This is a genomic window from Microcoleus sp. T2B6 (genome assembly GCF_036700475.1).
Classification (GTDB): Bacteria; Cyanobacteriota; Cyanobacteriia; order Cyanobacteriales; family Microcoleaceae; genus Microcoleus.
Map to the genome: position 1 here is coordinate 1 of NZ_JAUBOZ010000067.1, position 15,937 is coordinate 15,937.

Annotated in this window: 12 protein-coding genes and 1 pseudogene; 8 read left to right on the plus strand and 5 right to left on the minus strand. The window is 44.8% G+C overall.

Annotated features, from left to right (window positions below; all coding sequences use genetic code 11):
* Positions 1–720: 720 nt before the first annotated feature.
* From QUA00_RS24500 to QUA00_RS24515, 4 genes are all read right to left on the minus strand, one after another.
* A complete protein-coding gene (locus tag QUA00_RS24500; protein WP_333411439.1) occupies positions 721–6,735 on the minus strand; it encodes a response regulator in 6,015 nt (2,004 codons plus the stop codon).
* Positions 6,736–6,885: 150 nt separating this feature from the next.
* Positions 6,886–7,290 carry a hemerythrin family protein gene (locus QUA00_RS24505; protein ID WP_333139192.1) on the minus strand — a complete coding sequence of 135 codons (405 nt, stop codon included), beginning with the start codon at positions 7,288–7,290 and terminating at the stop codon, positions 6,886–6,888.
* A gap of 18 nt (positions 7,291–7,308) precedes the next feature.
* Positions 7,309–8,322 (minus strand): PleD family two-component system response regulator, encoded by a 1,014-nt coding sequence (locus QUA00_RS24510; protein WP_333139194.1) that lies wholly within the window; start codon positions 8,320–8,322, stop codon positions 7,309–7,311.
* A 348-nt stretch (positions 8,323–8,670) separates the two neighbouring features.
* Entirely contained in the window at positions 8,671–8,844 is a 174-nt protein-coding gene (locus QUA00_RS24515; protein ID WP_333139196.1) for a hypothetical protein, read from the minus strand.
* A 312-nt stretch (positions 8,845–9,156) separates the two neighbouring features.
* Here QUA00_RS24515 and QUA00_RS24520 point away from each other — a divergent pair, with 312 nt between their 5' ends.
* The 6 genes from QUA00_RS24520 to folP all read left to right on the plus strand — a co-directional run bounded on the left by QUA00_RS24520 (position 9,157) and on the right by folP (position 13,177).
* Positions 9,157–9,537 (plus strand): hypothetical protein, encoded by a 381-nt coding sequence (locus tag QUA00_RS24520; RefSeq protein ID WP_333273341.1) that lies wholly within the window; start codon positions 9,157–9,159, stop codon positions 9,535–9,537.
* Positions 9,538–9,612: 75 nt separating this feature from the next.
* The gene (locus QUA00_RS24525; protein ID WP_333411442.1) at positions 9,613–10,278 is read left to right on the plus strand and encodes a hypothetical protein; all 666 of its coding nucleotides are present in this window, start codon (positions 9,613–9,615) and stop codon (positions 10,276–10,278) included.
* Between the two features lie 100 nt (positions 10,279–10,378).
* Complete coding sequence (locus QUA00_RS24530; RefSeq protein WP_006633749.1) at positions 10,379–10,564, plus strand: PCP reductase family protein; 186 nt, start codon at positions 10,379–10,381, stop codon at positions 10,562–10,564.
* 68 nt (positions 10,565–10,632) lie between these two features.
* The gene (gene tpiA / locus QUA00_RS24535) at positions 10,633–11,358 is read left to right on the plus strand and encodes a triose-phosphate isomerase (protein WP_445251179.1); all 726 of its coding nucleotides are present in this window, start codon (positions 10,633–10,635) and stop codon (positions 11,356–11,358) included.
* A 122-nt stretch (positions 11,359–11,480) separates the two neighbouring features.
* Positions 11,481–12,041: a Uma2 family endonuclease gene (locus QUA00_RS24540; protein ID WP_333139206.1), complete on the plus strand. Its 561-nt coding sequence runs from the start codon at positions 11,481–11,483 to the stop codon at positions 12,039–12,041.
* A 263-nt stretch (positions 12,042–12,304) separates the two neighbouring features.
* Positions 12,305–13,177 (plus strand): dihydropteroate synthase, encoded by an 873-nt coding sequence (gene folP, locus QUA00_RS24545; RefSeq protein WP_333411444.1) that lies wholly within the window; start codon positions 12,305–12,307, stop codon positions 13,175–13,177.
* Here the strand turns inward: folP and QUA00_RS24550 are convergent.
* Positions 13,168–14,004, minus strand: coding sequence for a stomatin-like protein (locus QUA00_RS24550; RefSeq protein WP_333282467.1), 837 nt, complete (start codon positions 14,002–14,004; stop codon positions 13,168–13,170). The two genes, folP and QUA00_RS24550, sit on opposite strands and share 10 nt — an antisense overlap.
* A 196-nt stretch (positions 14,005–14,200) precedes the next feature.
* On the opposite strand from QUA00_RS24550, the pseudogene QUA00_RS24555 reads away from it, so the two are divergent.
* A pseudogene (locus QUA00_RS24555) lies at positions 14,201–14,806 on the plus strand (IS607 family transposase); the annotation flags it as partial.
* Positions 14,748–15,887, plus strand: a complete 1,140-nt coding sequence (locus tag QUA00_RS24560) for a transposase (RefSeq protein WP_333139377.1) — start codon at positions 14,748–14,750, stop codon at positions 15,885–15,887. The pseudogene QUA00_RS24555 and the gene QUA00_RS24560, both read left to right, overlap by 59 nt.
* The last annotated feature ends 50 nt before the right edge of the window (positions 15,888–15,937 follow it).

Consider the following 15,937-nt stretch of genomic DNA (forward strand, 5'->3'; position numbering starts at 1 on the left):
ATTAGTCATTAGTCATTAGTCATTAGTCATTAGTCATTAGTCATTAGTCATTAGTCATTAGTCATTAGTCATTAGTCATTAGTCATTAGTCATTAGTCATTAGTCATTAGTCATTAGTCATTAGTCATTAGTCATTAGTCATCCTCTCTCTTTTGTCACTTCGGAGACAGTATAAAGCTAGGCCGCCACTAAATCTGTAACTATTCGAGCATTAAAAAGAGTCCAAAAATCCTCGATCAAAGAGTTTATTAGCCATTTTTTAAGTGTTAGAGAACTCATCAAGGCATATAACCCGGATTTGGCATCATATCAAATCCGGTAGCATCGGCATTGTATAGCAACCGCCGAGAGGGTTAGGAGGTTGTTAATGGCTGAAACGATTGATTTTATTGCTTCTTCCTTCTTCCTTCTTCCTTCTTCCTTCTTCCTTCTTCCTTCTTCCTTCTTCCTTCTTCCTTCTTCCTTCTTCTATAAAATCCAGCCAACAGTCAACACTCAACAATCACGCAGGGTGCAGCCGGAATTGATCTCATTCATCTGCGTTAATCTGTGTTTATCTGCCCTCATCTGCGGTTAAAAAAAGAAAATTTCTTAACCGCAGATGACAATGGATTGACGCCCATTTACGCAGATGCAGATGCGATCGCATAACCCGGTTGCGGCATCGCGTGTGACAGTTGCCTAAGTCCTGATGCCAAAAGATGCCTATTTAATTGACTTTCATAGATTAGTTTCGCTCTTTTGTAGTTCTTGTTGGAGAGTATTCTTGACACGATCGTACTCAACCTCGATTTGAGCAAATAGGGAGGAGGCTCGATCGAGTTGACCAGAGGTACTGATGACTTCTAACGTGGCACAAAGGTGGGCCAGAGGAGCCGCGCTTAGATTCGCACTACTGCCTTTGAGGGTATGGGCCGCTCGGTTTAGGGCTTGAGTATCCCCTTGGGCGATCGCTAATTTCATAGCTTCTAGCAACTTTAGACCTTCCTCCAAGTAGCAGTTAGCTAGCAAGCTCAAAATCTCGGTTGAATCTTGATCGATGCTGCTACAGAAGGCTTGCAGTTCAGTGAGGTTAACCGCTGGCCTATCAATTTTTGGCTTGTTACTATCTGATTCCTCCTTTTGGGCCTGTTGCGGTTCCGGGTTGGGTGGACACTGACTCAGCGCTTGGTTGAGAGCCTCTAGTCGAATTGGTTTAGTGATATAGTCATTCATGCCAGCATCAAGACAAACCTGGCGATCGCCCTGCATGGCATTTGCCGTCATTGCAATAATCCAGGGACGAGTATCAGCCGGCCACTCCTGGCAAATACGACGGCTGGCTTCTAGTCCATCCATCTCTGGCATTTGTACATCCATCAGCACTACATCATAAGGCTGGCGATTCAGGGCTTCCAAAACTTCCAATCCATTGGCAGCAATATCGGCCCGGTATCCCAAACGCTCTAACAGCAGCAGTGCGACCTTCTGATTTACCAGATGATCTTCTGCTAAAAGAATTCGCAGTGGGAGTCTCTGGGCTAGTTTCATATCATCCTCGACAGATATAGGGAGCTGTTGTTGAACTTTTTTCGGTTGAGCTTGTAGCACATGGATCAGTATTTGATAGAGCTGGGATTGTTTGATCGGTTTGCTTAAAAAAGCCGCAAAGTGGGTGGAGAGCGCTGAAGAACTCGCTTCTGGGTAGCCCATTGAAGTCAGCAACACTAGGGGTAAACGGTGGCACTTAGGATGCTGGTGGATGGCTGAGGCGAGTGTGAGGCCGTCCATTTGTGGCATTTGCATATCTAAAATAGCGAGATCAAACGCTTCTCCACTCTCAAGCCAGTTGAGCGCTTCCGCACCCGATGGGGCAGCCAGACTCTGCATCCCCCAACTCTCTGCTTGCAACGTCAGAATTTGTCGGTTAGTGGGCTGGTCATCCACGATTAATAAACGCTTGCCAGATAGTTCTGGTAGCATTTCCATCGGTTCCGCTAACTCAGTAGCAACAGAGGATGCCACAATCGTGAAGTAGAAGGTGGAACCCATTGTGACTCTATTAAGCTTAGCGGCTTGCCATTTTGGTGAAGGGGTTCCTCCGACGTGGCCTCCGCTCTCAACCCAGATCGTGCCGTTCATAGTTTCACTAAGTCGCTTACTAATCGCCAGACCTAAACCAGTCCCTCCATACTGCCGAGTCGTCGAAGCATCTACTTGACTAAAAGACTTGAACAGTCGATCGAGCCGATTGGCGGGAATACCAATGCCTGTGTCTTGAATGGCAAACTGGATTTCGTACAAGCTTTCTGACAAGTTACCTGGCTCAGAAATTGTTTTGTCAGAATCAACTAGAGAGGCTTCCACGGAAATGGTAACTTCCCCAGTTTCAGTAAACTTAATCGCATTGTTGAGCAAGTTAACTAGAATCTGACGGAGACGGGTGACATCACCCAAAATGAACTTAGGAGTCTGAGGCTGGATGAGGTAGCCCAACTCAATATCCTTCTCATCTGCTTTAACTGCAAGTTGGTCGATCGCACCTTCTATGCAATCTCTCAAGCTCAAGGGATGCATTTCTAGCTCCAGCTTGCCCGACTCAATTTTGGAGAAGTCCAGGATGTCGTTGATGATACTCAGGAGGGTATCCCCACTATTGCGAATCGTCTCGATAAAGTCTCGCTGTTGAGCCTTGAGTTCTGTATCCAGCAGTAGTCCCGTCATACCAATAACCGCATTCATGGGAGTGCGAATTTCATGGCTCATCATCGCCAGAAACTCAGTTTTGGCTCGGCTCGCTGCTTCTGCTTCCCGTCTAGTTTGCTCCAGGGCAAAGTTTTTCAGAGTTAATTCTTCTCGTTGTCGAGTTTCTTGCTCTAGTAATTGGGCTTGAGCTAGGGCAATTCCTACTTGAGTCGCCACTGATTCTAGCAACTCCACTTGATCGGCAGTCCAACGACGGTAGCGATCGCACTGGTGCAAACAAATGGCACCATTCGGTTCTCCTTGGTAAGAGGTTCGCACTGCTAATGTCGATCTCAAATTGAGACTGGTACAAATTGAATGAGCACAGGTGAGCAATGAATCGCAGTAGACATCCGGGGAGGCGATCGCTTCATCTTGAGCCATCAACCGTTTTGTATAAGCAGGACTGGCCGCCAGAAGGTCATGCTCCCCGCTGGGCCCATATCCCACTCCTAGATACTCTGCAACGACAGGAAACTGAGGCAGTGGATTGTCCTGGTATGTGCTAATTAAGCAGCGACTGACTCCAAAAGTTTGCCCAATCTGAATAGCAGCCGTTTCAAATATCTGCTGAGCATTAAGGCTTTGACGAATTTCTTGGGTAATTTGCTTCAGCAGTAGGGCTTTTTGCAACTGTCGTTGTAGTGCTTCTTCTGCCTGCTTGCGATCGGTAATATCCTTCATGAAGCAGTGATGCCCCACAAAGACATTTTGCTCGTCATAAGCAGAAACCATCACCAGTTGTTTATAGAAGCTAGAGCCATCTTTTCGGATTCCCCTAGCTTCCGCTTCGACTCTACCGTCTCTCAACATTTGCTCATAAGCAGCCACCATCTTCTCAACATCTTCAGGATGAACGGTGTTTTGCCAGTCCCTCCCTAGCAGTTCTTCAGGCTGATATCCGCAGATGGCAGCATAAGTCACATTGACAGAGATATAGCGTCCTTGAGGGTCAAGCCTAGAAATGCCTGCCACGGCATTTTCTAGGGCCGCACTCATTTGTTGCAGTTCCGCTTCGGCTCGTTTGCGATCGCTAATTTCAATTAGAATGCAACCCACTGCTATACCCTGCTCTGCATCCTTGAAAATGGGAAAGTGAGAAACGAGCCAGTGGCGCTTGACACCCGTTTGACTGGATAGTGCTGTGCTAATTTCCAAGTTGATCGAAGGTTTTCCTGTCGTTAAAACTTGTTGTAACAGTGCATTTACACTAGGCGCAAATTCTCCCAAAATATCATCGGTTGTCTTATCTAAGTGAGCCTCCACAGAGTGGCCATTAAATTCAGCTAGTGCCTCATTGATTTGTAAAAATTTAAACTGCCGATCGTGGATACACAGCCCCACCCCTGCTAGGGAAGCTCCTTTAAAGAAAGCATTCAATAATTGCTCTCTTGCTTGAATTTCCTGCTCTAAGTTTTTGCGATCGGTAATATCGCTCTGAGAACCAGTCATACGGACAACTTTGCCCGCTTCATCCGAAAGCGCCTGCCCTCGAGCCAGAATCCACTTGTAGCTCCCATCCTTACAAAGAACTCGATGTTCTGTAATATAAAAAGAAGTTTTGCCCTCAAAGTGATCTTGAATTATTTGCAAGACGCAACCGAGATCATCGGGATGCACCCGCTTGCTCCATTCGTCCAGGTGATGGGAAATTTCATGGTCTTCGTAGCCCAACATTTCTTTCCAGCGAGCCGAGAAGAATACTTCATTAGTGTTGACGTTCCAATCCCATACCCCTTCATTACTACCACGTAGGGCGAGTTCCCACCGCTCTTCACTCGCTTGCAGAGCGACTTCTGCCTGATGCCGTTCGATTTCACTACCAATCCACTGAGCCATCAGCTTCAGTAATTCCACATGGGCAGATTTAAAGCTGTCTGCACGGGGAGATTTACTAGAAAAGCTGAGGGTACTGTAGACTTTGCCTGCAACTAAAACTCGTGTTCCAATATAAGCTTCCATGCCAAAGGCAAGATAGGCAGGATGGTGACGCCATTTTGAGGTGCCTGTATGTTGGATGGTTAGGGGTTCATTTGTGTCTAAAGCTTCACAGCACAAAGTTTGCTTAATATCAAAGACATCACCTGGTTTCAGGACTTCATCGGGCGATCGCACAACCATCACTTCATAACGGTTATCTTGCACACGAGCCAAGACGCCACTTTCCAGCCCAAAATTCTGACATCCCATGTCAATCAAAGCTTGAATGCGCTGCTCAAAATTGAGATTTTGGGTAGCAGTGACTTCATATAAAGCTCGTATCGCCGCCTCTCTCGTTCTTAGTTCAGTTTCGGCTTGTTTACGTCTCTTAATTTCAGCTTTCAGAGAGCGATTGATTATGGATAATTTTTGCGTTCGTTCTTGAACCCGCTGTTCTAATGTAGCGTTGGCGTGTTTAATCTCCCTAAATTTTTGATAAAGCGCGATCGCCATCAATTGAAAATTGCCAGCAAGCTCATTGATTTCACTAACAGAGCTATGTTTCCATTCAAATGTTTCTTCTGAAAGCTTGTTGGGTAAGTCAGTAGTCGCACGAGCTAAATAGGATAATGGCTGGACCAGTCGTTCGCTAACCAGCGTTGCAAACAAAAATGCCAACATTGTGACGAGGAGTAGAATACTCAAGTCAGCCTTGTAGCGATTTTGTAAATTTTCTACATAGGGATCGGCTGGAATTTCTAAGCGTAATTTCCAGTCCAGAGCGGGGCTAATGGTAAATTCCTGTATATACAGAGAATTTTTCCAACGGATCATCGGATTCTTGCCCTTGCTAGGAAGCCACTGCTGCAAGGTTCCCTCTAAGGTGCGAGTGCTGCCGTCCTTTGACCCCGGAACACTGGTCAAAAGCTTTTGGTCGGATTGATTACTGGCAATGACTCGGTTGTTTTGATCTAGCAATGTAATGCCTAGTTGCTGATTGTTTCTCTGGAAAATGTAGAGAGCTTTGATCTGGCTCAATCCTAATGAACCGTGGACCAGCCCAAGAAAATTACCTTGAAGTTGCAGGGGTACATTCAATCCTACATGAGGTTCGTCCAGTAATATATCTTTGTGGATAGGAGTCATCCAAGGTCTCAACCGCTCTTGAGCCAGGGGAATTAGAGATTGATGTTCCGTGCTTTGTTCCATCAACCGCCGGCGGGTTGGATTTAAAAGAGAAGAAGTAGCTAAAATGGTTCCCGATGAATCGGCAACATAAATTTTGTCGAAATCTGGCAACACCTGCTCGATCAGGCTAATGTTTTGTTGTAGATCCTCGGATGATTTAATCGCTGTATTAGCAGCAGTGCCGGCTTCAGGCATGAGCGATTTTTCAGCTAATGTATTCAAAGCTAAGAGATGTCGCTGATGCCATCTAGATATTGCGCTAGTGAGACTTTTTGCGTTTGTTCGTAACTCCGTTTGCACCGTCGTTTGGATTTGACCTACCAAGGATCTACCATCAAAAACTAATAGCATCAGTCCTGGAAGAAAGACAAAAGCTACCAACAGATGAAAAATAGTTTGTTGTAAAGAGAGGGCGAGATGCTTTGAAGCACCAATCCACCGATAAATCGGCGCATACGAAATGATTAAGCTGGCAACTAAGGCATTAAAAATGCCGTTGACTGCTTGCTTGCACATAACGAGGATGGTCTGATTCGCCTCCATGTGCATCATTTGACCGTAGAAAAGCCAGAGGAGGGGCATTCCAATTAAGAACCAGTAAATCCCATCGAATAAAAGGATATTTGGCTGTTTGCGCTTCTTGCAAAGAAACCCTACAAACAGAGCCTCAATTACCAAAATAATCGTGGCGTATGGATGATGCCACAGGATATAAGTATAGCTGCCTGCAATTAGACCAGCCAAGCCTCCCCAGCCCAAGCCGAAGTAGTAAGTAATAATCAGTATGGGAATACTGCCAAAGAGGAAATCAACCCCAAAGAAAAGAGACAAACTGAAATAGTTGCCCAGAATACCCGCACCAGTGAGAAGGGCGATCGCACCTAACCATCTTTTATTACGCATTGAGCTAGCCCCTCCCATAAACTTTTATAATCGCTAGTTGCTGAATATGACCTGATTCCGATAAAAAAAGCGCCATAGAGCCGATCTGTTATTTACCTGACAGTTTCCCTGAAGATCGCACCACCGATTATTTAAGCTTTCAAGCAGCAATCAAGGCTTACTCATACACGACTTGAGTTCTCGATCGACTTTTTTAATATGGTTCACGAACCAATCTAGCAATTGTTCATTAACCTTAATGGCTAAGGAAAGGCTCGACCCTTTGGTTTGTAGCTCTTGTTTAACTTCACTCAGTGTTTTAATAAATTTGGTATGCCCCGCTGCATTGTTAGATGCAACTGGGCATTTGTATCTTTGCATACAATTTTCTTCAAATCCGAAATGTTGGGCTACATACAAGTCTAAAAAATCTACAATACCTTTTATTTCTTCCTTCCCACGGTTTGCCAACATGGCATCCACTAAGGTATTGAGTTGATCGATCAATTGTTTATGCTGGCGGTCTATTTCGGGAATACCAATAGTTAACGAGTCATTCCAAATGACGAGAGGCATAGTTTTTACCCTTAGGATTTAACGGGTGAATTCATTAACTGTATGAATGTTGGTACAAAAAGTATTACGACCTTTGTCTTTGGCTTGATAAAGTGCTGCATCGGCAGCAGTAATTAAAGTTTCTGGTAAGCTTTCTTGGTTAGGAATCACACTGGTAATACCGAAGCTGAGCGTAATACAATGATGCGGAGAACTCTTATGAACTATTGCTAAATCTTGGATGCGAGCCTGCATTTGCTTAACGATTTGGACGGCTCCCTCAAGCTCGGTGTCCGATAAAATCACTACAAATTCTTCACCTCCATAACGTGCTACTAAATCTCCCGCTCGATTAATACTGCGATTGAGAGCTGTCGCAACTTGCTGTAAACATAGATCCCCTGCTTGGTGTCCATAAGTATCGTTGTAAGGCTTGAAGAAATCGATATCACACAAAATCAGTGACAAAGGAGTTTGCTGCCTCGTCATGCGTCGCCACTCCTCCTCTAGCTGTTGGTCAAACTGACGGCGATTGGCAATCTGAGTCAAACCGTCAATTGACGCGAGGTATTTTAATTGTCGATTGGCGGCCTCTAGCTGGTTGTAAAGTAGGGTTTGTTGCTGTTGCAAGTGGAATTGCTTAATCAACCGTCGCACTCTCTGTCGCAAAACAGCCCAGTGAATCGGCTTAGTGATATAGTCAGCCGCTCCCGCTGCAAACGCTCGATCGACAGATTCTTTGTCTTCTAAGCTAGTAATCATCAAAATAGGTGGGCGAGCGCTCTCAGGCACTTCAGATAATTTTTGACAACAAGCAAAACCATCCATAGTAGGCATCACTGCATCTAGCAGGATGAGGTCTGGATGTACTTCCTCATAGGCTACTAGCCCTGTCAACCCATCTGTAGCTTCGGCCACTCGGTATTTTTCCTTCTGTAAATACAGTCGCAGTTGCAAACGAATCAAGGCATCGTCATCCACAATGAGAATTAGAGAGGACGGTTCCATAGATGGGTTAGTCGAAATGGCTGAGTCTTCTAATGATTGATACATACGTCATGGTGTATCTTAAGCTTTGGAAACATTCTACCCTAGCATATTTTGAGGTTGGGATGGAAAGTGAAAATTTGGCAAATATGTCATAAATTATACACCATCTAAGCTTCCGCCACAACCTTTTAGGCAGCGTCCGGTTTGTTAAACCAACAGCCACAGTCTACTTAAAATTTATAGCTTTTTTTCGGAGATATAAAGTCTGGTAACTTGCGCTAATTTTTGTAAATATGTCATTATTTTTGGGGGCGTTAAACAGTTTTTACAACGCCGAGCGAGCTTTGACGAACGATCGCCAGTTATCCCGCGATCGTCGCTGGGATAATAGGCTATATTTCTCAACTTAATTCAGACTTTTTCAGGTGCATCAAATTCCTGCCTCATATTTGAGCGATCGTCCGCTCTATTTTTGGGAAATACATCTGATGTCACACTCTCACGTATAGCTTCGCCCTGGGTTGAGCGTTTGTTCGCACCAGGAAGCTCTGACTGCACAAAAGCGTAAGCTTTGTTAAGAAACATTTACAGCATTCTGCGCGCTCTGGGATAGGTTTTTGGTCTCTTTTCTCCCAATAATTCCCTAGATAGTGTATAAACTCGTGTCTTTGGGCTTGAGTAGGGAACACATCGTCAAAGCGTTGGCACCATCTTTCAAAGCATGGGGGTATGGAAGCTATACTATAGCAATTCTCGCATCATTTGTGAATTTCTTACGGACTCCCCGCGAGTTCGGGGAGGGTTGGAGTGGGGTAAAAAATTTATGACTCCTGCAAGCATTGCTATATACTATAATCACTGGGAAAGAGTCAATTAACTTGATGGAGATCACTTACTATGGCAGTAGCACTCCCTGATTTTTCTCAAAATTTTTCTCAAAGCGTTCAAAAAACGAAAGAAGTTTGGACGGAACAAGTCGGAAAAGCAGTGAATTCTGTTTCCGAAGCAACAGCAGAAGCTAAATCTTCGGGAGCATCTCACCTTTGCAGCCCTCCGCTAGAAATTGGAGTTTTGAGGCAGGAGGCAGGAGGCAGGAGGCAGGAGGCAGGAGGCAGAAGGAAAGAGGCAGAAGGAAGGAGCCAGAAGAAGTATTTTTACAAATATGAGATGCTCCCAAATCTTCTCTCTCCGAAACTGAATCTCAGGCAAAAGAAGCTCTCACTCAAACTACGAATTCTGCCGTTAATACTGTTAATCAAGCTACGAACAATGCTTTAGGTACTGTAGCGGAAAAAACAGAAAAAACTAGAATTTCTATATCGGAAGTCGCGAATCAAGCAGTTAGTCGCGTCAGTGAAAGTACCAACAAAGCTGTTGATGCTGTTTCTCACTCTGTGGCAACAGAAGAAAGAAACTATTAATCAAACTACTAACTCTGCGGTCAATACTCTGAATCAAAGCACTAGCCAAGCTGTAGAGAGTGTAAATCAAGCTACAGAAAAGGCTAAGGCTTCATTAGAAGATAGCATTAACAAGGCGGGAAATATGAGTGATGCCGCTTCCAATGCCATCCAAAGTGCTATCAATGGTAATATTAAAGATTGGATTTATTCTCACCCTCTCGTCTTCTGGTTGGTGAATCACCCCTTGGTATCTTTAGCAATTTTGCTGCTATTTATATTGAGTATCTTAGGTTTTTTTCAGGCTTTAGGTAGCTTGTTTGCAAAAGGCTGGTTATTTATTCTGCAAAGGCCTGGAAAATTTATGCAAGGGGTTTTGAGTGTCGGCTCTAAATCTGTAAGTAATTTCGGTGGAGTGGCTGTAAACTCATTGGTTTCAAAGAATCCCGAATACAAAAATAATTCAGGTTTACAATTGAGGGGAGTTGAATCAAACAGTGTGGAGTCTCAAGAACGACTTGCTAATATTTTGACAAGGTTGGAGGCAATTCGACAAGAGCAGAATCAGCTTTTACAAGAGGCGTCGGCGATTTTAGGCAAGCAATGGAATGCAGAGTGAGAAGGTGTGGCGCGATCGCAACTCGTGGTAAATTTAATACATCCAGGCTTTCCATCAAAGCCTGATACATGAAGGCTTGTAGTCGATCGCTCAAAACGCCATGCCCGATTCCGAATTTTCCGATGATCTAAAATGGACGCCAGAAGCCAAGGCGAAGCTGAAAAATATTCCCTATTTTGTCCGGGGGCAAGCTCGCGTCCGCATCGAGCAGTTGGCCCGCGAAGCCGAAACCGAAGTCGTCACCGTTGACTTAGTTGAGCAAGCTCGAATCGAGTTTGGGCAATGAAGGATCGAAAGGTACGCTAAAGCTTTAGACTATAAATTGCGTTGTAAGGACAAGGACTGAAAGAAATAGTGCGGAAAATAGTTATAGCTGGCAACTGGAAAATGTACAAAACTAGGGCAGAATCCCTAGAGTTTCTTCAAGGATTCATGTCCTGCCTGACGGAAACCCCAGAGGAACGGGAAGTCGTGCTTTGCGTTCCCTTCACTTCCTTGGCTGTCCTCTCGAAAAATTTGCACGGCAGCCGGATCAGACTCGGTGCTCAGAACGTTCACTGGCAAGAGTCTGGAGCTTTTACTGGGGAAATTTCCGGGCCAATGCTGAGTGAACTTGGTGTCCGTTATGTCATCATCGGCCACAGCGAGCGACGCCAATATTTTGGGGAAACTGACGAAACGGTGAATTTGCGGCTGAAAGCGGCTCAGAAATACGATTTAATTCCGATTCTGTGCGTTGGGGAAACCAAGCAGCAGCGAGATGCAGGCGAAACTGAAGCTCACATTTTTTCTCAGTTGGCAAAAGATTTGGTTGATGTTGACCAAAATAAGTTAGTCATTGCTTACGAGCCTATTTGGGCGATCGGCACTGGCGATACTTGCGAAGCTAAGGAAGCTAACCGAGTTATTGGTTTGATTCGCAGTAAATTGACTAATCCTGACGTGCCAATTCAGTACGGTGGCTCCGTCAAACCGGAGAATATTGATGAAGTTATGGCGATGCCTGAGATTGACGGGGTTCTGGTAGGCGGTGCGAGTTTGGAAGCTGCTAGCTTCGATCGAATTGTCAATTATCAGTAATTAGGTAATTGCTAATGGGTAATTGTTAATTGGTAATTGGAACAAGGCAGCGGGAATTAAACAGCGATCGCCTACAATTGTGATGTGCCGTTCAGTGTTTCTCGGATCGGGAGAATTAACCTATGACTGCGATCGTTAAACCCAAACCCGCCTTAGACGAGTTCCTCAAACTTCCTGAAACTGAACCGGCCTCAGAATTTCTTGAGGGACAAATCATTCAGAAGCCCATGCCTCAAGGTGAACACAGCGTACTTCAAGGTGAGCTCTGCAAGACTATCAATCAAGTAGCGAAAACTCGGAAAATTGCCAATGCTTTTCCCGAGTTGCGCTGCACTTTTGGCGGGGCATCAATCGTGCCAGATGTAGCAGTATTCCGATGGGAAAGAATTCCTTTTTTGCCGTCTGGTAGAATTGCTAACCGCTTTGACATTAATCCCGACTGGTCGATAGAAATTCTCTCTCCAAACCAAAGCCAAACAAAAGTGCTGAGTAACTTACTCCACTGTTCGCGAAACGGCACTGAGTTGGGGTGGTTACTAGATCCAGAAGAAGAGAGTATTTTGGCAGTATTTCCCGGACAAAAAGTAGAACTGTATAAAGGTGCTGCTCTGTTGCCAATAATTGATAAAATTGAATTAGAATTGACAGTTGATACTGTTTTTAGCTGGTTAAGTTTTGGTTGAAGAGTCTTGGACGCATTAAGACTCAAAGAAACCGGGTTTTTTACAGAATCTGTGGGTGGCAACGAAATATTGTCGTGAAAAAACCCGGTTTCTGGCTACCCGTGCATTCAGTCAGATATCAAATCCCACGATCGCCATGACAAATAACCCAGAAAAAATTATTATTAGTTGATAGTGTAGGTTGGGCCCGTGGAACGAAACCCAACACTCTCAAGATGAAATTCTTGTGAGACGGTTGTCCCGCCTGCCCAAAAATATAATTTATGACACATAACCCAGAAAAAATTACCATTAGAAATCAAGCTTTCGAGTGGGGAAAACGCACTTATTTAATGGGCGTTTTGAACGTAACCCCTGACAGTTTTAGCGACGGCGGAGATTTCAATACCATAGAATCTGCTTTAGCGCAAGCGGAAAATATGGTAAAGTCGGGGGGGGTAGATATTATTGATATTGGCGGTCAATCTACTCGGCCTGGTGCAGTGGAAATATCCTTAGCAGAGGAGATCGATCGCGTTCTACCTCTCGTACAAATACTGCGACAAAAAGCCGATATTTTTGGCTCAGTTCCTATTTCGGTAGATACTACCAGAGCGCAGGTTGCAAAAGCTGCGGTTGAGGCGGGAGCGGATATAATTAACGATATTTCGGGAGCTACTTTTGACTCGGAAATGCTGTCAACCGTTGCTCAGTTAAAAGTGCCAATAATTTTGATGCACATTCGGGGAACTCCCCAGACGATGCAACAACTGACAGATTATCGGGATTTAATGGGGGAAATTGGGGAATTTTTAGAGAGTCGAATTGCGGCGGCAGTTGCTGCGGGGATTGACCAATCTCAAATAATTCTCGACCCTGGTATTGGCTTTGCCAAGACTTACAGTCAAAACTTAGAAATTCTGCGAGAGTTGCGAAAATTCCGTGTTTTAAACTGTCCGATTTTAGTCGGAGTATCGCGAAAAAGCTTCATCGGTCATATTTTGAATCAGCCAGAAGCGAAACAAAGAGTTTGGGGGACAGCGGCGGCTTGTACAGGTGCTATCGCAAATTTGGCAGATATCTTGCGAGTTCACGATGTCAGAGAAATGCACGATGTTTGTCTGGTTGCCGACGCTATCTTCAGGAATCAGTCTTGAGAAGTCGGAGTCTCAATAACTTTTATTTCCCCACCCTCAGAATGAATCACATCGGGCATAGAACCCATCAGCTCGCCCAGAGCTTCGCTCATGCTCCGGGGGTCCATAAACAGAATTTTGGCATTGTCGCTTTCGCCCAATTTTTGTTGAGCGTCTAAGTATTTTTCCGTTACTAAGTAATTCAAAACTTGCTTGCTATTGGGATGGGAGTCTAAAGCTTCAACTAAGAGCCTCATATACTCCTTAGTGCCGATCGCCTTATTGACCATTGCTTGCCACTCGCTCTTGGTAGCGCGCTCCAATTCCATAGCTTCTTGCACCCTTTTCGGAGGTGTAATGCTTTGAATTTCCACCCGAATTACTTTGACACCCCAAGTTTCGGTAGCTTCGTCCAACTTCTTGAGTAACTTTTTATTCATGTCATCTCGGGAACCCAAGATGTCTTGCATGGGCAATCGACCAATTTCAGCGCGAAACGTCGTTAAAACTAAGTTGGCGATCGCATTTTCAATTTGATCGATTCCATAATAAGCTTTCTGTAAATTCACAACCCGCCAATACACAACGGCATCGACTTCGAGAGCCACATTATCTCCCGTGATTGCTGACTGAGGTTTAATGTCTAAAACTCTTTCACGGCTTGTGTCCACGCAGACGACTTTTTCGACCAGGGGACTGATAAAGTGGAATCCTGGCTTGAGGGTGCGCTTGTATTGACCCAAACGTTCCACTAAAGCTTCGTCGCCACCGCTGACTATTTTGACGCTTGAGTTAACAGCGTAGCCGAGGATGAGCGCAAAGAGCATGGTAAGAATAGACTGCCCCATTTCTATTTTCCTGCTAAGGTTGACTGAGAATCGATCGGAATTCTACTCTAATTTAACTCAAACTCGACCCCACAGTGCTAAAATATCTCGACTGTTGCGACAAGGTAAATTATTTTTTGTAAATTCCCGGAACAACCCGACCAAACAGGATACCATAGGAGATGCCAGCAAAAAACAACCATCATGACTCGCTTGAGTCACCCCCCGAGAAGCCTGTAAACTCCTCTCGGTTTCCCAAAAGACCCTTAGAAACTGGGACGAAGCAGGGAAAATCAAGACAATTAGAACTCCTACCAACCAGCGACGTTACGACATTGACTCAGTGTTCAGTGACGGACTCCATCCAAGAATCACCGCCCTCTACTGCCGAGTTAGCAGGGCCACACAAAAAGAAGACCTCAACCGACAAATCAGCTACCTCCAAGGAATCTACCCGCAAGGCCAAGTCTTCAAAGATATCGGAGGGGGACTCAATTTCAAAAGAAAAAGTCTTCTTGCCCTTTTGGGACAAGTCATGTCAGGAACTATCAGCCCAATTGTGGTCTGCCACCTTGACCGACTCGCAAGGTTTGGTTGTGACCTCATCAGAGGGGTGTGCGAACAAAACGATTGCAAACTCGTGGTTCTCGGTCGCACAGAACTATCTCCAGAAAGAGAAATCATTGAAGATATCCTTGCCATCATCCACGTATTCAGTTGCCGATTGTACGGACTCCGCAAGTACAAATCTACTATCAAAGAAGATCCGAGTTTACCCGGAAACGAAATTAGCAGCAACCTGGAGAACTTGGATAGCTGCTAGTCGGTGGTGTTACAACCAAGCAATTGCTATCCTCAAAACACAGAAAATTGGTAAATACGCTCTGCGAAAGCAGATTATGGATAGCGCGCCAGATTGGGTAAAACTACAACCTTACAATCCCAGACAGCTAGCAGTATTTCAAGCATTTGAAGCCCACAAAGCTGCTAAAAAGTCGGGAGGTTCAGCTAAATTCAGAACCTGTCGAGATACGTCTCAAACCATTAGATTTCAAACTGACAACTGGAAATCAAGTACGTTTTACCCTCAAGGGACCAAAGGCTTAAGCTTTAAGTCAGCAGAACCAATTTTGGATGTCATGCAGCACGAGCCAAGCCTAAGCTTAATTAACGGTCAGTGGTTTGTAAGTTATGCAGTCAAGGAAAGCAAGCCTGCTGCGACAGACTCAAGACTGGCTGTGGCACTCGACCCCGGTGTAAGAACTTTTATGACGGGTTTCGACGGGCAGGAGGTACTAGAGGTGGGCAAGTATGATATTGGCAGAATCTACCGTCTTGCTAGGCATCTAGATAAAATAATGAGTCGAATCGGCAACAGCAAGGGGAGAAGTTTTAAACGACTTCGCTATTGCTTGAGAAAAGCTGCATCTAAAATCAGAAACCAAATTAAAAATTTGGTTTCTGAATTGCACAAAAAAACGGCGAAATATCTGTGTGACAAATACAAGGTAATCTTTCTGCCGACTTTCGAGACTCAGCAGATGGTGAAGAAAGTCAAGCGTCGCCTGACTGCGAAAACAGCTAGAGCGATGGTGACTTTGAGTCACTATAAATTCAAAAAAACGTTGAAGCATCAAGCAGCCAAACATGGTTGTGTTGTAGTAGACGTAACAGAAGAGTATACATCTAAGACCTGTTCAAAGTGCGGTCACATTCATACAAAACTAGGAGGCAAAAAGCATTTTGCTTGCCCCTCCTGCGGTCACAAACTAGACCGGGATACCAATGGCGCTTTTAACATTTTGTTGAAAGCTTTGAGAGATACCTCTTTGACTGGAATTCTTGCTGATTTCCAAGTCTTACCATACTCAGCAATCTCGGACTTCCGGGAATTGCCGGGTTAAATGTATCTGTTAATAACTAACTATTTCATCGGGTGGGCCCCATCGGCTCC